The organism is Neisseria sicca, assembly GCF_003044565.1.
Classification (GTDB): domain Bacteria; phylum Pseudomonadota; class Gammaproteobacteria; order Burkholderiales; family Neisseriaceae; genus Neisseria; species Neisseria sicca_A.
The window spans coordinates 55,764-74,163 of the sequence record NZ_POXG01000004.1; the positions used below are offsets into that span (position 1 = coordinate 55,764).

At 43.8% G+C, this 18,400-nt stretch carries 32 protein-coding genes; 30 read left to right on the plus strand and 2 right to left on the minus strand.

Annotated elements, in window-relative coordinates; genetic code table 11:
* The first annotated feature begins 3 nt into the window (after positions 1–3).
* From rpsS to DBZ16_RS09550, 29 genes are all read left to right on the plus strand, one after another.
* The gene (gene rpsS / locus DBZ16_RS09410) at positions 4–282 is read left to right on the plus strand and encodes a 30S ribosomal protein S19 (RefSeq protein ID WP_002215422.1); all 279 of its coding nucleotides are present in this window, start codon (positions 4–6) and stop codon (positions 280–282) included.
* An 8-nt stretch (positions 283–290) separates the two neighbouring features.
* Positions 291–620 carry a 50S ribosomal protein L22 gene (gene rplV / locus DBZ16_RS09415; protein WP_003675877.1) on the plus strand — a complete coding sequence of 110 codons (330 nt, stop codon included), beginning with the start codon at positions 291–293 and terminating at the stop codon, positions 618–620.
* A gap of 9 nt (positions 621–629) precedes the next feature.
* On the plus strand, positions 630–1,325 hold the full coding sequence (rpsC, locus tag DBZ16_RS09420) for a 30S ribosomal protein S3 (protein WP_107813807.1): 696 nt from the start codon (positions 630–632) through the stop codon (positions 1,323–1,325).
* Positions 1,309–1,725: a 50S ribosomal protein L16 gene (gene rplP, locus DBZ16_RS09425; RefSeq protein ID WP_003675880.1), complete on the plus strand. Its 417-nt coding sequence runs from the start codon at positions 1,309–1,311 to the stop codon at positions 1,723–1,725. Before rpsC ends, rplP begins: the two co-directional genes overlap by 17 nt.
* Positions 1,725–1,916, plus strand: coding sequence for a 50S ribosomal protein L29 (rpmC, locus tag DBZ16_RS09430; RefSeq protein ID WP_003675882.1), 192 nt, complete (start codon positions 1,725–1,727; stop codon positions 1,914–1,916). The genes rplP and rpmC overlap by 1 nt, the downstream gene beginning before the upstream one ends.
* Entirely contained in the window at positions 1,916–2,179 is a 264-nt protein-coding gene (gene rpsQ / locus DBZ16_RS09435) for a 30S ribosomal protein S17 (protein ID WP_003707145.1), read from the plus strand. Before rpmC ends, rpsQ begins: the two co-directional genes overlap by 1 nt.
* A 225-nt stretch (positions 2,180–2,404) precedes the next feature.
* Positions 2,405–2,773, plus strand: a complete 369-nt coding sequence (gene rplN / locus DBZ16_RS09440; protein WP_002215434.1) for a 50S ribosomal protein L14 — start codon at positions 2,405–2,407, stop codon at positions 2,771–2,773.
* Between the two features lie 11 nt (positions 2,774–2,784).
* Positions 2,785–3,108: a 50S ribosomal protein L24 gene (gene rplX / locus DBZ16_RS09445; RefSeq protein WP_107813808.1), complete on the plus strand. Its 324-nt coding sequence runs from the start codon at positions 2,785–2,787 to the stop codon at positions 3,106–3,108.
* Positions 3,109–3,117: 9 nt separating this feature from the next.
* Positions 3,118–3,657: a 50S ribosomal protein L5 gene (gene rplE / locus DBZ16_RS09450; RefSeq protein WP_107813809.1), complete on the plus strand. Its 540-nt coding sequence runs from the start codon at positions 3,118–3,120 to the stop codon at positions 3,655–3,657.
* Positions 3,658–3,659: 2 nt separating this feature from the next.
* Positions 3,660–3,965, plus strand: coding sequence for a 30S ribosomal protein S14 (gene rpsN, locus DBZ16_RS09455; RefSeq protein WP_107813810.1), 306 nt, complete (start codon positions 3,660–3,662; stop codon positions 3,963–3,965).
* 14 nt (positions 3,966–3,979) lie between these two features.
* Positions 3,980–4,372 carry a 30S ribosomal protein S8 gene (gene rpsH, locus DBZ16_RS09460; protein ID WP_003742898.1) on the plus strand — a complete coding sequence of 131 codons (393 nt, stop codon included), beginning with the start codon at positions 3,980–3,982 and terminating at the stop codon, positions 4,370–4,372.
* A gap of 13 nt (positions 4,373–4,385) precedes the next feature.
* Positions 4,386–4,919, plus strand: a complete 534-nt coding sequence (gene rplF, locus DBZ16_RS09465) for a 50S ribosomal protein L6 (RefSeq protein ID WP_003742899.1) — start codon at positions 4,386–4,388, stop codon at positions 4,917–4,919.
* Between the two features lie 13 nt (positions 4,920–4,932).
* Entirely contained in the window at positions 4,933–5,286 is a 354-nt protein-coding gene (gene rplR / locus DBZ16_RS09470) for a 50S ribosomal protein L18 (protein WP_003742901.1), read from the plus strand.
* Between the two features lie 17 nt (positions 5,287–5,303).
* A complete protein-coding gene (gene rpsE, locus DBZ16_RS09475) occupies positions 5,304–5,822 on the plus strand; it encodes a 30S ribosomal protein S5 (protein WP_003742903.1) in 519 nt (172 codons plus the stop codon).
* A complete protein-coding gene (gene rpmD, locus DBZ16_RS09480) occupies positions 5,815–6,000 on the plus strand; it encodes a 50S ribosomal protein L30 (RefSeq protein WP_039855919.1) in 186 nt (61 codons plus the stop codon). The genes rpsE and rpmD overlap by 8 nt, the downstream gene beginning before the upstream one ends.
* A 1-nt stretch (position 6,001) precedes the next feature.
* Positions 6,002–6,436 (plus strand): 50S ribosomal protein L15, encoded by a 435-nt coding sequence (gene rplO, locus DBZ16_RS09485; protein ID WP_107813811.1) that lies wholly within the window; start codon positions 6,002–6,004, stop codon positions 6,434–6,436.
* A 13-nt stretch (positions 6,437–6,449) separates the two neighbouring features.
* Positions 6,450–7,763: a preprotein translocase subunit SecY gene (secY, locus tag DBZ16_RS09490; RefSeq protein WP_107813901.1), complete on the plus strand. Its 1,314-nt coding sequence runs from the start codon at positions 6,450–6,452 to the stop codon at positions 7,761–7,763.
* Between the two features lie 4 nt (positions 7,764–7,767).
* Entirely contained in the window at positions 7,768–7,986 is a 219-nt protein-coding gene (gene infA / locus DBZ16_RS09495; RefSeq protein ID WP_003684714.1) for a translation initiation factor IF-1, read from the plus strand.
* A gap of 19 nt (positions 7,987–8,005) precedes the next feature.
* Entirely contained in the window at positions 8,006–8,119 is a 114-nt protein-coding gene (gene rpmJ / locus DBZ16_RS09500) for a 50S ribosomal protein L36 (RefSeq protein ID WP_003697674.1), read from the plus strand.
* A gap of 65 nt (positions 8,120–8,184) precedes the next feature.
* Positions 8,185–8,547 carry a 30S ribosomal protein S13 gene (rpsM, locus tag DBZ16_RS09505; protein ID WP_003749295.1) on the plus strand — a complete coding sequence of 121 codons (363 nt, stop codon included), beginning with the start codon at positions 8,185–8,187 and terminating at the stop codon, positions 8,545–8,547.
* Between the two features lie 19 nt (positions 8,548–8,566).
* Positions 8,567–8,962: a 30S ribosomal protein S11 gene (gene rpsK, locus DBZ16_RS09510; protein WP_002216249.1), complete on the plus strand. Its 396-nt coding sequence runs from the start codon at positions 8,567–8,569 to the stop codon at positions 8,960–8,962.
* Between the two features lie 15 nt (positions 8,963–8,977).
* Positions 8,978–9,598 carry a 30S ribosomal protein S4 gene (gene rpsD / locus DBZ16_RS09515; protein ID WP_107813812.1) on the plus strand — a complete coding sequence of 207 codons (621 nt, stop codon included), beginning with the start codon at positions 8,978–8,980 and terminating at the stop codon, positions 9,596–9,598.
* Between the two features lie 25 nt (positions 9,599–9,623).
* Complete coding sequence (locus DBZ16_RS09520; protein WP_107813813.1) at positions 9,624–10,610, plus strand: DNA-directed RNA polymerase subunit alpha; 987 nt, start codon at positions 9,624–9,626, stop codon at positions 10,608–10,610.
* Between the two features lie 24 nt (positions 10,611–10,634).
* Complete coding sequence (rplQ, locus tag DBZ16_RS09525; protein WP_009313013.1) at positions 10,635–11,009, plus strand: 50S ribosomal protein L17; 375 nt, start codon at positions 10,635–10,637, stop codon at positions 11,007–11,009.
* 257 nt (positions 11,010–11,266) lie between these two features.
* Positions 11,267–12,424: a lipid-A-disaccharide synthase gene (lpxB, locus tag DBZ16_RS09530; RefSeq protein ID WP_107813814.1), complete on the plus strand. Its 1,158-nt coding sequence runs from the start codon at positions 11,267–11,269 to the stop codon at positions 12,422–12,424.
* Between the two features lie 184 nt (positions 12,425–12,608).
* Positions 12,609–12,971: a VacJ gene (locus DBZ16_RS09535; RefSeq protein WP_107813815.1), complete on the plus strand. Its 363-nt coding sequence runs from the start codon at positions 12,609–12,611 to the stop codon at positions 12,969–12,971.
* Positions 12,971–13,357 (plus strand): acyl-CoA thioesterase, encoded by a 387-nt coding sequence (locus DBZ16_RS09540; RefSeq protein ID WP_107813816.1) that lies wholly within the window; start codon positions 12,971–12,973, stop codon positions 13,355–13,357. Before DBZ16_RS09535 ends, DBZ16_RS09540 begins: the two co-directional genes overlap by 1 nt.
* Positions 13,354–13,842 carry a TlpA family protein disulfide reductase gene (locus DBZ16_RS09545; protein ID WP_107813817.1) on the plus strand — a complete coding sequence of 163 codons (489 nt, stop codon included), beginning with the start codon at positions 13,354–13,356 and terminating at the stop codon, positions 13,840–13,842. The genes DBZ16_RS09540 and DBZ16_RS09545 overlap by 4 nt, the downstream gene beginning before the upstream one ends.
* A gap of 288 nt (positions 13,843–14,130) precedes the next feature.
* Complete coding sequence (locus DBZ16_RS09550) at positions 14,131–14,742, plus strand: SH3 domain-containing protein (RefSeq protein ID WP_240600339.1); 612 nt, start codon at positions 14,131–14,133, stop codon at positions 14,740–14,742.
* Positions 14,743–14,928: 186 nt separating this feature from the next.
* On the opposite strand, the gene DBZ16_RS09555 is transcribed toward DBZ16_RS09550, so the two are convergent.
* Both DBZ16_RS09555 and DBZ16_RS09560 read right to left on the minus strand, forming a co-directional pair.
* Positions 14,929–15,156: a SlyX family protein gene (locus DBZ16_RS09555; protein ID WP_003742919.1), complete on the minus strand. Its 228-nt coding sequence runs from the start codon at positions 15,154–15,156 to the stop codon at positions 14,929–14,931.
* The gene (locus DBZ16_RS09560; RefSeq protein ID WP_107813819.1) at positions 15,157–16,530 is read right to left on the minus strand and encodes a Na+/H+ antiporter family protein; all 1,374 of its coding nucleotides are present in this window, start codon (positions 16,528–16,530) and stop codon (positions 15,157–15,159) included.
* 345 nt (positions 16,531–16,875) lie between these two features.
* Between DBZ16_RS09560 and tldD the strand changes: the two genes are divergently transcribed.
* On the plus strand, positions 16,876–18,318 hold the full coding sequence (gene tldD / locus DBZ16_RS09565) for a metalloprotease TldD (RefSeq protein WP_107813820.1): 1,443 nt from the start codon (positions 16,876–16,878) through the stop codon (positions 18,316–18,318).
* Positions 18,319–18,400 lie beyond the last annotated feature (82 nt).

Here is an 18,400-nt window from a genome sequence, read left to right on the forward strand (position 1 = left end):
AGTATGGCTCGTTCATTGAAAAAAGGCCCATATGTAGACCTGCATTTGCTGAAAAAAGTAGATGCTGCTCGTGCAAGCAACGACAAGCGCCCGATTAAAACTTGGTCTCGTCGTTCTACCATTCTGCCTGACTTTATCGGTCTGACCATTGCTGTACACAACGGTCGCACTCATGTGCCCGTTTTTATCAGTGATAACATGGTTGGTCATAAATTAGGTGAATTCTCATTGACCCGTACCTTTAAAGGCCACTTGGCTGATAAAAAGGCTAAAAAGAAATAAGGTGAATCATGAGAGTAAATGCACAACATAAAAATGCCCGTATTTCAGCTCAAAAAGCTCGTTTGGTAGCTGATTTGATTCGTGGTAAAGACGTTGCCCAGGCTTTGAATATCTTGACTTTCAGCCCTAAAAAAGGTGCTGAGTTGATTAAAAAAGTATTGGAATCAGCTATTGCAAATGCCGAGCACAATAACGGTGCCGACATTGATGAGTTGAAAGTGGTAACTATCTTTGTTGACAAAGGTCCAAGCTTGAAACGATTCCAAGCTCGTGCCAAAGGTCGCGGTAACCGCATTGAAAAACAAACTTGTCATATCAACGTGACAGTGGGCAACTAAGGAAAAGCTATGGGACAAAAGATTAACCCTACAGGCTTTCGCCTGGCGGTAACTAAAGACTGGGCTTCAAAATGGTTTGCTAAAAGCACCGACTTTTCTGCTGTTTTGAAACAAGACATTGATGTTCGTAACTACCTGCGTAAAAAATTGGCGAATGCTTCTGTTGGTCGCGTAGTTATTGAACGTCCTGCAAAATCTGCACGCATTACCATCTACTCTGCCCGTCCGGGTGTTGTAATTGGTAAAAAAGGTGAGGATATCGAAGTTTTGAAACGTGATTTGCAAGCCCTGATGGGTGTGCCTGTTCATGTCAATATCGAAGAAATTCGTAAACCTGAATTAGATGCGCAAATTATTGCTGATGGTATTGCACAGCAATTAGAAAAACGTGTTCAATTCCGCCGTGCTATGAAGCGCGCAATGCAAAATGCTATGCGTTCAGGAGCAAAAGGTATCAAGATTATGACTTCAGGTCGTCTGAATGGTGCGGATATTGCTCGTAGCGAATGGTATCGTGAAGGTCGTGTACCTCTGCATACTTTGCGTGCAAACGTAGATTATGCAACTAGCGAAGCCCATACTACTTATGGCGTGCTGGGTCTGAAAGTTTGGGTCTATACTGAAGGTAATGTAAAGACTTCAGCTAAACCTGAGCATGAAAAGAAACAAAGAAAGGCAGGTGGACGTAATGCTGCAGCCAACTAGACTGAAATACCGCAAGCAACAAAAAGGTCGCAATACTGGTATTGCTACTCGCGGTAACAAAGTAAGTTTCGGTGAGTTCGGTTTGAAAGCCGTTGGTCGTGGTCGTTTGACTGCCCGCCAAATCGAAGCTGCTCGTCGTACAATGACTCGCCACATTAAACGTGGTGGTCGTATTTGGATTCGTGTATTCCCTGATAAACCAATTACTGAAAAACCTATTCAAGTTCGTATGGGTGGCGGTAAAGGTAACGTGGAATATTACATTGCCGAAATTAAACCAGGCAAAGTGTTGTATGAAATGGACGGTGTTCCAGAGGCTCTGGCTCGTGAAGCATTTGAATTGGCTGCTGCCAAATTGCCTATTCCTACGACCTTTGTAGTAAGACAGGTAGGTCAATAATGAAAGCAAATGAATTGAAAGACAAATCTATTGAGCAATTAAATGCAGATTTGTTGGACTTGTTGAAGGCTCAGTTTGGCTTACGTATGCAAAACGCAACTGGTCAATTGGGTAAACCAAGCGAATTAAAACGTGTACGTCGCGATATTGCTCGTATTAAAACCATTTTAACTGAAAAAGGTGCTAAGTAATGAGCGAAAATAAAAATGTTCGTACTTTGCAAGGCAAAGTGGTAAGCGACAAAATGGACAAAACTGTCACAGTGTTGGTTGAGCGTAAAGTAAAACACCCTCTGTACGGTAAAATTATCCGTTTATCAACTAAAATCCATGCCCATGATGAAAATAATCAATATGGAATTGGTGATGTAGTGGTAATTGCGGAATCTCGTCCACTGTCAAAAACCAAATCTTGGGTTGTTAAAGAACTGGTTGAGAAAGCACGTACTGTTTAAAATTTAAGACAGTTAGCTTCAATAAGAAACGAAGTGTTGCGCCAAAGTGAATTTGCGTGTAAACTTCGTTTCTTATCTTTCAGTTTCTTCTGGAAGTTTCTTCCCTTCGGGATCCAAGACTGGTTTACTAGAACCGTGATGGTTTCATTTAGTTAGCTTAATTTAAATAGGTGAGCGAGCTATATGAAAATGGTAAATTAAGTTGGTTAATTTAAAGGTACTAATATGATTCAAATGCAGACCATCTTAGATGTGGCTGATAACTCTGGTGCGCGTCGCGTGATGTGTATCAAGGTATTGGGCGGATCTAAGCGTCGCTACGCTTCTGTTGGCGATATTATTAAAGTCGCAGTTAAAGATGCGGCCCCACGTGGTCGTGTCAAAAAAGGTGATGTGTACAATGCAGTTGTTGTTCGTACTGCTAAAGGTGTGCGTCGTCCTGATGGTGCGTTGATTAAATTCGATAACAACGCCGCCGTGTTGTTAAACAATAAACTTGAACCTCTGGGTACCCGTATTTTTGGTCCGGTAACCCGTGAGTTGCGTACTGAGCGATTTATGAAAATCGTTTCATTGGCGCCTGAAGTGTTATAAGGAATAGCGCGATGAATAAAATCATTAAAGGTGACCAAGTTGTTGTGATCACTGGTAAGGATAAAGGTAAGCAAGGTCAAGTAGTTCGCGTATTAGGCGGTAAAGTTGTTGTTGAAGGTGTTAACGTTGTAAAACGTCATCAAAAACCTAATCCGATGCGTGGTGTTGAGGGTGGTATTGTTTCGAAAGAAATGCCGTTGGATATTTCTAATGTTGCAATTCTGAATCCGGAAACTAATAAAGCAGACCGTGTTGGTGTTAAACTGATTGAAAATGAAGGCAAAGTGAAGCGCGTTCGTTTCTTCAAATCAAATGGCTCTGTTATTGGAGCATAAGGAGATAACATGGCTCGTTTGAGAGAGTTTTATAAAGATACAGTTGTTCCTGAATTGGTTAAGCAGTTTGGTTACAAATCAGTAATGGAAGTTCCTCGTATTGAAAAAATCACTTTAAATATGGGTGTTAGAGAGGCTGTTGCTGATAAAAAAGTTATGGAGCATGCGGTATCTGATTTGGAAAAAATTGCTGGTCAAAAGCCAGTAGTTACTGTTGCTCGTAAATCTATCGCTGGCTTTAAAATTCGCGATAATTATCCTGTAGGTTGCAAAGTAACATTACGTCGTGATCAAATGTTCGAATTCTTGGATCGTTTGATTACTATTGCATTACCTCGAGTGCGTGACTTCCGTGGTGTAAGTGGCAAATCTTTTGATGGCCGTGGTAATTACAATATGGGTGTTCGCGAGCAAATCATTTTCCCGGAAATTGAATACGATAAAATTGATGCTTTGCGTGGTTTGAATATTACTATTACAACTACTGCAAAAACTGATGAAGAAGCTAAAGCTTTATTGTCGCTGTTCAAGTTTCCGTTTAAAGGATAATCATGGCTAAGAAAGCACTTATTAATCGTGAACTGAAACGTCAAGCTTTGGCGAAAAAGTTTGCAGCCAAACGTGAGGAAATTTTTGCTGTTATTAATGATGCGAATGCAACTGAAGAGGAGCGTTTTGAAGCTCGTCTGAAATTCCAATCCATTCCACGTAATGCAGCTCCTGTACGTCAACGCCGTCGTTGTGCTTTGACAGGTCGTCCTCGTGGTACTTTCCGTAAATTCGGTTTGGGTCGTATTAAAATCCGTGAAATCGCTATGCGTGGCGAGATTCCGGGTGTTGTTAAAGCTAGCTGGTAATAGGAGTATTAATAATGAGTATGCATGATCCTATTTCCGATATGTTGACTCGTATTCGTAATGCGCAACGTGCCAATAAGGTAGTAGTTGCCATGCCTTCTTCCAAATTAAAGTGTGCAATTGCAAAAGTCTTGAAAGAAGAGGGTTATATCGAGGATTTTTCGGTTTCTGCTGATGCGAAACCGGTATTGGAAATTCAATTGAAATACTATGCAGGTCGCCCTGTGATTGAGCAAATTAAACGTGTTTCACGTCCAGGTTTGCGTATTTACAAAGCTTCTAGCGAAATTCCTAATGTTATGAATGGCTTAGGTATCGCTATTGTTAGTACTTCTAAAGGTGTGATGACTGACCGCAAGGCTCGTTCTGAGGGTGTTGGTGGTGAGTTGTTGTGCATCGTAGCCTAGTGGAGAAAAGTAAATGTCACGTGTCGCAAAAAACCCAGTGACTGTTCCTGCTGGTGTAGAAGTAAAATTTGGAACAGAAGCATTGGTTATCAAGGGTAAGAATGGTGAGTTGTCTTTCCCTTTGCATTCTGATGTAGCCATTGAATTAAACGATGGTAAATTGACTTTTGCTGCAAAAAATGACAGTAAACAGGCAAATGCTATGTCTGGTACTGCCCGTGCATTAGTTAATAATATGGTTAAAGGTGTTTCTGAAGGTTTTGAGAAAAAACTGCAGTTGATTGGTGTGGGTTACCGTGCTCAAGCTCAAGGCAAAGTTTTAAACTTGTCTTTAGGTTTTTCCCATCCAATCGTATATGAAATGCCTGAAGGTGTTTCTGTTCAAACCCCTAGCCAAACAGAAATCGTTTTGACTGGTGCAGATAAACAAGTGATTGGTCAAGTTGCTGCTGAAATTCGTGCTTTCCGTTCTCCTGAACCTTATAAAGGTAAAGGTGTTCGTTATGTAGGCGAAGTGGTAGTGATGAAAGAAGCCAAGAAAAAATAATTGAGGTTCACTAATGGATAAACATGCAACCCGACTCCGTCGTGCACGCAAAACCCGTGCGCGAATTGCGGACTTGAAAATGGTAAGATTATGTGTGTTCCGTAGCAATAATCATATTTATGCTCAAGTAATTAGTGCTGAAGGTGATAAAGTATTGGCTCAAGCCTCTACATTGGAAGCTGAGGTACGTGGTAGCCTGAAATCTGGTAGCAACGTCGAAGCAGCTGCAGTGGTTGGCAAGCGTATTGCTGAGAAAGCTAAAGCAGTAGGTGTAGAAAAAGTTGCTTTTGATCGTTCAGGTTTCCAATATCACGGTCGTGTGAAAGCTTTGGCTGAAGCTGCACGTGAAAATGGTTTAAGCTTCTAATAATTGGAGACTTTCAGATGGCAAAACATGAAATTGAAGAACGCGGTGACGGCCTGATTGAAAAAATGGTCGCAGTTAATCGTGTGACTAAAGTAGTTAAAGGTGGTCGTATCATGGCTTTCTCTGCACTAACTGTTGTTGGTGATGGAGATGGTCGTATTGGTATGGGCAAAGGTAAGTCAAAAGAAGTGCCGGTAGCTGTTCAAAAAGCAATGGATCAGGCTCGTCGCTCTATGATTAAAGTACCTCTAAAAAATGGTACGATTCATCATGAGGTTATTGGACGTCATGGCGCTACCAAAGTCTTTATGCAGCCTGCTAAAGAAGGTAGTGGTGTAAAGGCGGGTGGTCCTATGCGCTTAGTTTTTGATGCTATGGGTATTCATAACATTTCTGCTAAAGTGCATGGTTCTACAAATCCTTATAACATTGTACGAGCTACATTAGACGGTTTGTCTAAGTTGTATACACCTGCAGATATTGCTGCTAAACGTGGCTTAACAGTAGAAGACATTTTAGGAGCAAGCCATGACTGAGCAAAAAAAGATTAAAGTTACATTGGTGAAGAGCCTGATTGGTACAATTGAATCTCATCGTGCATGTGCTCGTGGTTTAGGTTTGCGTCATCGTGAGCATACAGTAGAGGTTTTAGATACCCCTCAAAACCGTGGCATGATTAACAAAATCAGCTACTTGTTGAAAGTGGAGTCTTGATATGTTTCTAAATTCTATTCAACCTGCTGAGGGTGCTACCTACGCCCGTCGTCGTGTGGGTCGTGGTATTGGTAGCGGTTTAGGTAAAACCGGTGGTCGTGGTCATAAAGGTCAAAAAAGCCGTTCTGGTGGTTTTCATAAAGTAGGTTTTGAAGGTGGTCAAATGCCTTTACAACGTCGCCTGCCAAAACGTGGTTTTAAATCATTGACTGCTGCTGCAAATGCTGAGATTCGTTTGAGTGAATTGAACTTACTGGCTGTAAATGAGATTGATGTATTGGTTCTCAAGCAAGCTGGGTTGGTTTCTGCAGCTGTTTCTAATGTGAAAGTTATTGCCTCTGGTGAGCTTTCAAAAGCTGTTGTCCTGAAAGGCATTAAGGCCACTAAGGGTGCTAAAGCAGCGATTGAAGCTGCTGGTGGTAAAGTGGAAGAATAAGGCTTGCATTATAGTGGCTAATCAACAATCTTTATCAGGCTTGTCCAAATTTGGAGATCTGAAAAAACGCCTAACGTTTCTTTTAGGGGCGTTAGTTGTTTTTCGTATTGGTGCTCATATCCCAGTACCCGGCGTAGATGCTGTTGCTTTAGCTAAATTATATGAAAGCGCTGGGAACGGCATACTAGGCATGTTGAACATGTTTTCTGGTGGTTCGTTAGAGCGCTTTAGTATATTTGCAATTGGCATAATGCCATATATTTCAGCATCAATAATTATTCAGCTGGCCTCGGAAATTATTCCTTCTTTAAAGGCTTTAAAAAAGGAAGGAGAGGCGGGTCGAAAAGTTATTACAAAATATACAAGATATGGTACGGTGCTATTGGCCATCTTACAGAGTTTTGGTGTAGCTACTTTTGTATTCCAGCAAGGCGTGGTTGTTACTAATTCTTTGGAGTTCCATATTTCTACTGTAGTCAGCTTAGTCACAGGTACAATGTTCCTGATGTGGTTAGGTGAGCAGATTACAGAGCGAGGGATTGGGAATGGTATTTCCTTGATTATTACTGCTGGTATTGCTGCCGGTATACCTTCCGGTATCGCAAGATTATTAGCTTTAACGAGTCAAGGGGCAATTGGTATGCCGACGGCTGTGTCAATTGTTATTGGTGCGTTACTGTTAATTTATATTGTTGTATATTTTGAAAGTGCTCAGCGTAAAGTTCCTGTGCATTATGCAAAACGCCAAGTTGGCAGTGGTGTAATGCAGGGTTCAAATACGCATATGCCCTTTAAGTTGAATATGGCAGGCGTAATACCTCCCATTTTTGCGTCAAGTATTATTTTGTTTCCGTCCACTTTGTTAAGTTGGTTTGGTTCTAGTGATACAGGCAGTTTGTTGCATAAAATTGCTGGTTTGCTTCAGCATGGACAAGCTTTGTATATTTTGCTATTTACAGTAGCAATTATTTTCTTCTGCTATTTTTATACAGCCTTAGTTTTTAGTCCAAAAGAAATGGCGGAGAATTTGAAGAAAAGTGGCGCTTTCGTGCCAGGAATTCGACCTGGTAAGCAAACTTCGCAATATCTGGAACAGGTTGTGTTGCGTCTCACTTTATTTGGTGCGTTATATATTACAACTATTTGTTTAATTCCAGAGTTCTTGACAACAGCTTTGAATGTTCCTTTTTATTTGGGTGGTACATCTTTACTAATTTTAGTTGTAGTGACAATGGACTTTAGTACCCAAATTAACTCTTACCGCATGACTCAGCAATATGAGAGTTTAATGAGCGGTCTTGATATGAAATCTTTATCACGTAAGTAGAATTATGGCTAAAGAAGATACCATACAAATGCAGGGGGAGATTCTTGAAACTCTGCCTAACGCAACTTTTAAAGTAAAGCTTGAGAATGACCATGTTGTATTAGGTCATATTTCCGGGAAAATGCGTATGCACTATATCCGGATCTCTCCAGGGGATAAGGTGACGGTAGAACTGACACCTTATGATTTAACTCGAGCTCGGATTGTCTTCCGAGCTAGATAAAACGATATAAGGAAATATAATGCGTGTACAACCGTCTGTAAAGAAAATTTGCCGCAACTGTAAGATTATCCGTCGTAATCGAGTAGTTCGTGTAATTTGTACTGATCCTCGTCACAAACAACGTCAAGGCTAAGGGAACTTTTCTTTTAGTAAGACTTTGTGGTATAGTGACGAACTTTGCCGTTTAAAGGAAAAAATATGGCTCGTATTGCAGGGGTGAATATCCCTAATAATGCACATATCGTAATTGGCTTGCAGGCTATTTATGGTATTGGTGCTACTCGTGCTAAATTGATTTGCGAGGCAGCAAATATTGCTCCCACTACTAAAGCAAAAGATTTGGACGAGGCTCAATTAGACGCTTTGCGTGAACAAGTTGCTAAATATGAAGTGGAAGGTGACTTGCGTCGTGAAGTAACGATGAGCATCAAACGATTGATGGACATGGGTTGTTATCGTGGTTTCCGTCATCGTCGCGGTTTGCCTTGTCGTGGTCAACGCACTCGCACAAATGCTCGTACCCGTAAAGGTCCGCGTAAAGCGATTGCTGGTAAAAAATAATTTTTAAGGAATTTTATTAATGGCTAAAGCAAACACAGCTTCGCGTGTACGTAAAAAAGTACGTAAAACCGTAAGCGAAGGTATTGTGCATGTACATGCTTCTTTCAACAATACCATCATTACAATCACTGACCGTCAAGGCAATGCATTGTCTTGGGCTACCTCTGGCGGCGCTGGTTTTAAAGGTTCTCGTAAAAGTACACCATTTGCGGCTCAGGTAGCTGCAGAAGCAGCTGGTAAAGTTGCCCAAGAATATGGCGTTAAAAATTTAGAAGTTCGTATAAAAGGTCCTGGTCCTGGTCGAGAGTCTTCTGTACGTGCGCTCAACGCTCTTGGTTTTAAAATTACCAGTATTACCGACGTTACTCCGTTGCCTCATAACGGTTGCCGTCCGCCTAAAAAACGTCGTATTTAAAGGAGTGATTGAAACATGGCACGTTATATTGGCCCTAAATGTAAATTGGCACGTCGAGAAGGCACCGATTTATTTTTGAAGAGCGCTCGTCGTTCTTTGGATTCTAAATGTAAACTTGATTCAGCTCCTGGTCAGCATGGTGCAAAGAAACCACGTTTGTCTGACTATGGCTTGCAATTGCGTGAAAAGCAAAAGATTCGTCGTATTTATGGCGTTTTGGAACGTCAATTCCGTCGCTATTTTGCAGAAGCAGATCGACGTAAAGGCTCTACTGGTGAATTGCTGCTGCAATTGTTAGAGTCTCGTTTGGATAATGTAGTATATCGCATGGGATTCGGCTCGACTCGTGCTGAAGCACGTCAGCTGGTTTCTCATAAAGCAATTACCGTTAACGGTCAGGTTGTAAATATTCCTTCTTTCCAAGTTAAAGCAGGTGATGTTGTAGCTGTTCGTGAGAAAGCTAAAAAACAAGTTCGTATTCAAGAAGCTTTAAGTTTAGCAACTCAAATCGGTTTGCCAAGCTGGGTTTCTGTTGATACAGACAAATTGGAAGGTGTATTTAAAAATATGCCGGATCGTTCAGAATTAACTGGCGATATTAATGAACAGCTGGTGGTAGAATTCTACTCTAAATAATGCTAGCTCAGTGAGGGACAGTTAAATGCAAAATAGCACAACCGAATTTTTGAAACCTCGTCAAATTGATGTTGATACTTTATCTACAACTCGTGCAAAAGTATCTATGCAGCCGTTTGAGCGCGGTTTTGGTCATACTTTAGGTAATGCTTTGCGTCGTATCTTACTGTCATCCATGAATGGTTTTGCTCCTACTGAAGTGGTCATTTCCGGTGTGTTGCACGAATACTCTACTGTTGATGGTGTTCAAGAAGATGTTGTTGATATTTTATTGAATGTCAAAGGTATTGTATTTAAGCTACATGGACGTGGCCAAGTTCAGTTAACTTTGAAAAAATCAGGTGCCGGTGCGGTTGTTGCCGGTGATATCGAATTGCCACATGATGTGGAAGTTTTAAATCCTGAGCATATTATTTGTCATTTGGCTGAGAACGGTCAAATTGAGATGGAAATCAAAGTTGAGCAGGGTCGTGGCTATCAATCTGTTTCCGGTCGTCGTGTTGTACGCGATGAGAACCGTCAGATTGGTGCAATTCAGTTGGATGCGAGCTTTTCGCCCATCAGTCGTGTTAGCTTTGAAGTTGAACCTGCACGCGTAGAGCAGCGTACGGATTTGGATAAGTTGGTTTTGGATATTGAAACTGATGGTTCTATTGATCCTGAAGAAGCTGTACGTAGTGCCGCTCGTATTTTAATTGATCAAATGTCTATCTTTGCTGATTTGCAAGGTACTCCAGTAGAAGAAGTTGAAGAAAAAGCTCCTCCTATTGATCCTATCCTGCTGCGTCCGGTAGATGATTTGGAATTAACTGTACGTTCAGCTAATTGTCTGAAAGCTGAAGATATTTATTATATTGGCGATTTGATTCAACGTACTGAAACAGAGCTTCTTAAAACTCCGAATTTGGGTCGTAAATCTTTGAATGAAATCAAAGAAGTGTTGGCATCTAAAGGTCTGACACTAGGTTCCAAATTGGAAGCTTGGCCGCCTGTAGGCTTAGAAAAGCCGTAAGTTTGAAGATTAAAGGATAATGACATGCGTCATCGTAATGGTAACCGCAAATTAAACCGTACAAGCAGCCATCGCGCTGCAATGCTGCGTAATATGGCGAACTCATTGTTGACTCACGAGACTATTGTGACAACTTTGCCTAAAGCTAAAGAATTACGCCGCGTAGTTGAGCCCTTGATTACATTGGGTAAAAAACCTTCCTTGGCAAACCGTCGTTTGGCATTTGACCGCACTCGTGATCGTGATGTTGTAGTTAAATTGTTTGATGAATTGGGTCCACGTTTTGCTGCTCGTAATGGCGGTTATGTTCGTGTACTGAAATATGGTTTCCGCAAAGGCGACAATGCACCTTTGGCATTGATTGAATTAGTAGACAAAGCAGCAGAAGCTGCCGAGTAATCTAATACACCATAATAAAACACCATTTGTTTTCTCAAATGGTGTTTTATTATATGCAAACTATCTTCTGAATATTTTAAAAGCTCTATTTAAAATACTCTCAAGTATATTGATGTTATTCTCTTTACTTTACAGTAAAGGTTTATAGATAGAAGGTTGTTTTTTTCAGCCCTATACTATAACTGAAATTGATTGTGAACTTCTTTGCTGTTAAGCATTACACTTATTATGTTCTTTTTTGTATTCCATAATTTTATATGACTACTTCTCTTACGATCGCAATGAGTGTTGCTGAGGCATCGGGTGATCTGCTTGGTGCACATCTTATTTGTGCGATTAAAAAACGTTGTCCTGATGCAAGATTTATTGGTATCGGTGGCGAGCGCATGAAGGTGGAAGGATTTGAAAGTCTTTATGACCAAGAAAAATTGGCAGTACGAGGCTTTGTTGAGGTAGTTAAACGTTTGCCCGAAATCTTGAGAATCCGTAAAGGTCTGGTTAATGACCTTATTCGCATAAAACCGGATGTTTTTGTTGGGATTGATGCACCTGATTTTAATCTTTGGGTGGAAGAGAAACTTAAGAAAACAGGTATTCCAACGGTTCACTATGTCAGCCCTTCTGTTTGGGCGTGGAGGCGTGAACGGGTGAACAAAATCGTTCATCAAGTTAACCGGGTGTTGTGCCTTTTCCCAATGGAACCACAGCTCTATTTAGATGCCGGTGGTAAGGCTGAGTTTGTCGGTCATCCGATGGCTCAAACCATGCCTGTAGATGTTGATCAATCTTCTGCGCGTCGTCAGTTGGGAGTTGCACCGTCTATCCCAGTATTTACCTTGATGCCCGGCAGTCGTGTTAGCGAAATTGATTACATGGCTCCTGTGTTTTTTCAAACAGCATTACTTTTGTTGAGACGTTACCCGCAGGCTCAATTTCTTATGCCGGTTGCTACGCAAGCAACCCGTCGTCGTATATCAAAAATTCTTGCCTCTGCACAATTCTCGGGTCTTCCTATTACGCTGGTTGATAAACAAGCAGATACTGTTTGTACCGCGGCAGATGTAGTTTTGGTGACCAGCGGGACGGCAACGCTGGAAGTGGCTTTGTGTAAACGTCCTATGGTGATCAGCTATAAAATATCGCCTCTGACTTATGCTTATGTGAAGCGTAAAGTTAAAGTGCCGCATGTCGGTCTGCCCAATATTTTGTTGAACAAATGTGCTGTTCCAGAGCTTTTGCAACACGATGCCACGCCTGAAAAATTGGCGGAAGCCATGATTTATTGGTATGAACATCCTGAAGCGGTTGCCAACTTAAAACAAGATTTTCATGAGTTGCACTTATTATTAAGAAAAGATACCGATACACTGGTTGCAAATGCAGTGTTGGAAGAAGCAGGTTTTTTCAAATCTTAGTTTGACTTGCTGATTCAACAAGAGAAAAGAGCGGCAATCAGATTTACAAAAAAGTAATGAAGCAGAAAATGGGTTGCAGTTTAAACATCGCTTTGCCCCAACTTATCTATCCTTCAGCCGGCAAAGATGGCGTTTGCACGGCCTTTGCTATATCATTCCCTTATCTGAAACTAAGGAAAACATCATGTACGAAGTCAATCGTAGCGTCTTTTTGCTCATCCCGCTCGATCCTTTTTGGAACTGGCTGCAAACCCTGCCCGGCAATCATCTTGATGGTTTGACCCTTGAAGCTATTCAAGCCGATGCCAATTCTTACCTTGTTCGTCCGTGTGAAACCGCCGACGAAGTTTGGGACGAAATCGAGGCGCGGTTTGAAGACATTTTCGCTGCCGAACTTGCCGACTGGTGCGAAGATGAGAGCGAGTGGCCTGATTTGGATGCCGATATTTTCAACGAATGGTTTGATATCCAACTTTCTACCGTTATTACCGACCTCGAGCAAGAGCCGCTCGCCCGCGAGGCTTTTCAACCTTTCAATCTGAACTGATGAATATCCGCGTCCGCAATTACCATCTTGACGGCTACGGTCATGTCAATAACGCGCGCTATCTCGAATTTCTTGAAGAAGCGCGCTGGGCATTTTTTGAGGAACACGGGTTTTTGTCTGAAATCGACGGCTTGATGCTGGTGGTCGTCCGCACCGACATCCGTTATCGTCGTGCCGCCGTCGATGGCGACATATTGCGCTTTGAAGGTCGTCTGAAAGAGCTGACTTCGCGTCATATTATCCTTACCCAAAACATCGTTTTGCCCAGCGGTAAAAATGCCGTTGAAGCCGAAAGTACGCTGATGGTTGTCAGCGCAGAAAGCGGGCGGAGCATCAGTATTCCTGAACCTCTATTTACCCTTTTAAAACAATACGCCGAAGTATGAAAAAACTCATTACTATTGCCGCCGTCGCTATTATCGGCGCGCTGCTCGCCATCGTCCTCATTCCGGATAACAAACCTGCTCCTGCATTCTCTTTGTCCGATCTGCAAGGCAAATCAGTGTCCAACGCCAATTTGCAAGGCAAAGTCAGCTTCATCAATTTTTGGTTTCCTTCCTGTCCGGGCTGTGTCAGCGAAATGCCCAAAGTCATCAAAATGTCCAAAGACTATCAAGGAAAAGAGTTTCAAGTCCTTGGCATTGCCCAACCGATAGACCCGCTGGAAAGCGTAACCCAATACGTCCAAGAATACGGTTTGCCCTTTACCGTCATGTTTGATGCCGATAAAGCCGCCGCCCAAGCATTTGGCACGCAGGTTTACCCGACTTCTTTTCTGATCAATAAAAAAGGCGAAATTCTGAAAACCTTTGTCGGCGAACCGAATTTCGCTGAGCTTTATCAGGAAATAGACAAAGAATTGGCGAAGTAATGCAAGTTTGCGCGGTTCTTGACTGTTTTCAGACGACCTCTGTTGTGAATGTATTAAACAATCAACGATATTGTCCGTTGTCGGACTTAATGAAGGGCAATTTTGGTAAGTAGATTCTGAGGATCATTGAAAATGGCTTTGAAAAATAAACAATTTCTATATTTTATAGTGGATTAAATTTAAATCAGGACAAGGCGACGAAGCCGCAGACAGTACAGATAGTACGGCAAGGCGAGGCAACGCTGTACTGGTTTAAAGTTAATCCACTATATTTTTGTCGGCTTTATTTTGAGCGTATTTCAGCCGACATTTGCACAAGGCGTTCCTCAAAAAGGCATGCTGTGGGTTTATTGGGGTAATAGTTTAGATGGTAATGTCCGGAGTCAAAGGGTTTTATATTTTGACTTTATTCCTGAAGACACCAAAATATCGAATCAAAATCGGATATCCCTTAATTTGAGCAAATCGCAGCAAGCTGCCGTTTTGAAAGAGTTGGTGCTTCCGCCGAATTTTTACGAATATCAGGAAGATTCTGTCAAACAGCCGGTCCAAATCACTATGGGTAAAGTGGGAACAGAGGTGATTTGTGATGGGAAATATTATTCTGCCAAACTTATAAAATTTGAAAAAATTCCTAAAACAACGGCTAAACAAATACCTGATTCGGGCTGTATTTACTCGTTGATTATGAATAATGATTTTATCGTTAAATCCACAGATAGCCATAAGGTTAATCTTAGGAACCAACCGGATGCCCATGCCGACATAATCAAACGCTTGGACGACAACGCCATAGTAGAAAAATTGAAAACCGTTCGTAAGGATTGGTATCTCGTTCAATTAAAAGATACGGCTACCCAAGGGTATGTTCATAAAAGTCAGTTGGAGCGAGTGGAATAATCAACAGCTGTCGAGATATCGGCGTAATATAGTGGATTAACTTTAAACCAGTACGGCGTTGCCTCGCCTTGCCGTACTATTTGTACTGTCTGCGGCTTCGTCGCTTTGTCCTGATTTTTGTTAATCCACTATAAAGAAGGTCGTCTGAAAACCATTTTTCAGACGACCTTCTTTCATTTTTCCGCTTTAATAATGCGGCGGAATCTCATCACGCAGGCTGTAAGGTTCGCGCTCTCCGTTTGCGCCTTTGTCCTGCATTTTCTGATAAAGCAGCCTCAACTGTGCCTGCTGCAAATCCAGCGTCTGCTGCATTTTCGCCACCGTATCGTTCAGGCTGCCGATCAAATCTTCCTGAAGCGCGGTTTGGATTTCCAGCTCGGTGATGCGGTGTTCCAATTCGTCCATTTCGCTCATTTACAGCACCATCGCGGCAACCCAGCCGGCAATCATTAGCGGGATGTTGTAGTGGATAAAGGTTGGGATGACCGAGTCGCGGATGTGGTCGTGTTGTCCGTCGGCGTTCAGACCCATGGTCGGGCCGAGCGTCGAGTCGGACGCGGGCGAACCGGCATCGCCCAACGCCCCCGCCGTGCCGACGATGGCGACGGTTGCCAGCGGCGAGAAGCCGAGACTGATACACAGCGGCACATAAATCGCGGTAATAATCGGCAAGGTGGAGAAAGAAGAGCCGATGCCCATGGTGACCAACAATCCGACCAACAACATGGCAAATGCCGCCATGCCTTTATTGCCGCCGAAAAGCTGCATACTGTGTTCGACCAGCGGTTTGATTTCGCCTGTCGCGGTCATGACTGCCGCAAAACCTTGCGCTGCAATCATGATGAAACCGACCATCGCCATCATTTTGATGCCTTCGCCAAACACATCACTGGCGGCATTGCGGTTCATCACGCCGAGCATCATAAAGACGGCAAAACCCAGCATCGCGCCCAATACCAGCGAATCTTCATACATCAACTGAATCGCAAAACACACACCGATTGCGATTGCCGCCACCAGACTGCGGTAAGCCGAAGGTTGGGGCTGTTCGGATGCTTCGCGATTGTCCTCGGTATCAACGGTATTGGTTTGATAAGAACGCGGTTTACGGTAATGGAGAAGCGCTAAAATCAGCCCCGAAACCATGCCCAAAGCAGGAATCGCCATCGCGTGCATGACGCTGATGTCTTTTATGTCCATGCCCGCAGATTTGATGTTGCCCAAGAGAATGTCGTTCAAGAAAATCGCGCCGAAGCCGAAGGGCAGGAACATATAAGTCGTAACCAATCCGAACGTAATCACGCAAGTAATCAATCGACGGTCGACTTTCAAGCGGTTAAACACCAGCAAAAGCGGCGGAATAATCATCGGAATGAAGGCGATATGGATAGGCACGACGTTTTGACTCATGATACCCATCGCCAGAATAATCATCAGCAGCGTCCATTTCACCGAACTCTCGCCTTTTGCGGCATCCTGACTGTTGTTGAGTTTGCGGATAATGCCGCCCGCAAGCTGCTGCGGCAGCCCTGAATAGGTAATCGCCATCGCAAACGCACCGAGCATCGCATAAGACAAAGAAATCCGCGCGCCGCCCTTCAAGCCTTCGTTAAACACGGGAATAATCCCCGACTGAGTGACATTGCCTGCGGTATCCACGATGTTTTCCAGCGGCATTCCCGCCACCAGTCCGCCGACGAACGCACCGACAGTCAGGCTCAATACGACGTGTACGCGCGACAGCGACAACACGAGCATAACGATTACTGCAATCACTACGGCATTCATGCCTTTTCTCCGTTTCAGACGACCTGTCGGCCATCTATTTATATATTAAAAGAAACATCATAACCTAACATGATTTAACACGCTAGGGCAAACCGATTATTCATTCAAATGAATAGGATGGAATTTTGCAGGCAAGCAATTCAGACGACCCCCAGTGCAAAAACAATCCAAGCCGCCCGTTCAAGCTATCAGACAAAATGTAAAGGTATGAAGCTGCCTTGCCTGCCGTCTGTAATATCAGCAGCAGGAACTTGAGTATGCTTGTTATCTATTCGACTAGAACAAGAACAAATGTCGTATAATCAAGCCCCAAGTTTCCCCAGTCCTTAAGGTCGTCTGAAAACCATGCACTCAACTTACGCTACCGTACAGCGCGATTTGCTCGAAGCCAATCACCTTTCTCCCGAGCTGCTCGCCAAAAGCCTGAGCATCATCGGCGCGCATCACGTCGATTACGCCGACATTTACTGCCAGCGCACTGCTTTTGAGAGCTGGCATTTGGAAGAGGGTATCGTCAAATCGGGCAGTTTCCAAATCGATCAGGGTGTGGGTGTGCGCGCCGTTTCGGGCGAAAAAACCGCTTTTGCCTATGCGGACAGTTTGTGTATCGATTCGATCAACCGTTCCGCCCAAGCCGTCCGCGTTATCGGTGCGGCAGGTGGCGAAGTTTCTGTCAAAGTGCCGTCCGTTGCACAAGGCAAATCCGTCCATGCGACGCTGAATCCCATTATCGGTCTCGATTCCGCCGCCAAAGTTGCCTTATTGAATAAAGTGGAAACGCTTGCCAAAGCCGCCGATCCGCGCATTGTACAAGTGATGGCGGGGCTGACCTGCGAATACGACATGATTTACATCGCCCGTCTTGATGGCAGACACGCCGCCGACATCCGTCCGATGGTGCGCCTGAACGTTACCGTTATTGCCAAACAGGGCGACCGGCGCGAACAGGGCAGCGCAGGCGGTGGCGGACGCTATGACTTGGCTTATTTCGATGAAACTTTGGTGCGGCAGTTTGTCGATTCAGCCGTCAAACAAGCCCTGATTAATCTTGAATCCCGCCCTGCACCCGCAGGCGAAATGACCGTCGTTTTGGGCAACGGCTGGCCTGGCGTGTTGCTGCACGAAGCCGTCGGACACGGCTTGGAAGGCGATTTCAACCGTAAAGAAACCAGCGTCTTTTCAGGCAGAATCGGCGAGCGCGTTGCCGCTAAAGGCGTGACCGTCGTTGACCAAGGCGATATTGCCGACAGGCGCGGCTCGCTCAATATCGACGATGAAGGCAACGAAACGCGCCGCACCGTATTGATTGAAGACGGCATCTTAGTCGGCTATATGCAGGACGAAACCAACGCCCGCTTGATGGGTACGCAATCTACCGGCAATGGCCGCCGCGAAAGCTACGCCTCCGCCCCTATGCCGCGCATGACCAATACCTTCATGGAAAACGGCGGCTACGAACCCGATGAAATCATCGCATCCATCGACAAAGGCATTTACGCCGTCAACTTCGGCGGCGGACAAGTGGACATCACCAGCGGCAAATTTGTCTTCAGCGCATCCGAAGCGTGGTGGGTCGAAGGCGGTAAACTGCAATATCCCGTCAAAGGTGCAACCATCATCGGCAACGGCCCTGAAGTGTTGAAACATGTTTCCATGATAGGCAACGATACCGCGTTGGATAGCGGTGTCGGCGTGTGCGGTAAAGACGGGCAGAGCGTGCCGGTCGGCGTCGGACAACCGACCTTGCGGATTGATGCCGGGTTGACTGTCGGCGGTAGCGAGATTTAAGGTAGGTAATAAAGTCAAACGTCGTCTGAAAACTGTATTTAGGGTTTTCAGACGACGTTTTGTATTGGATGGTTGATTGGCT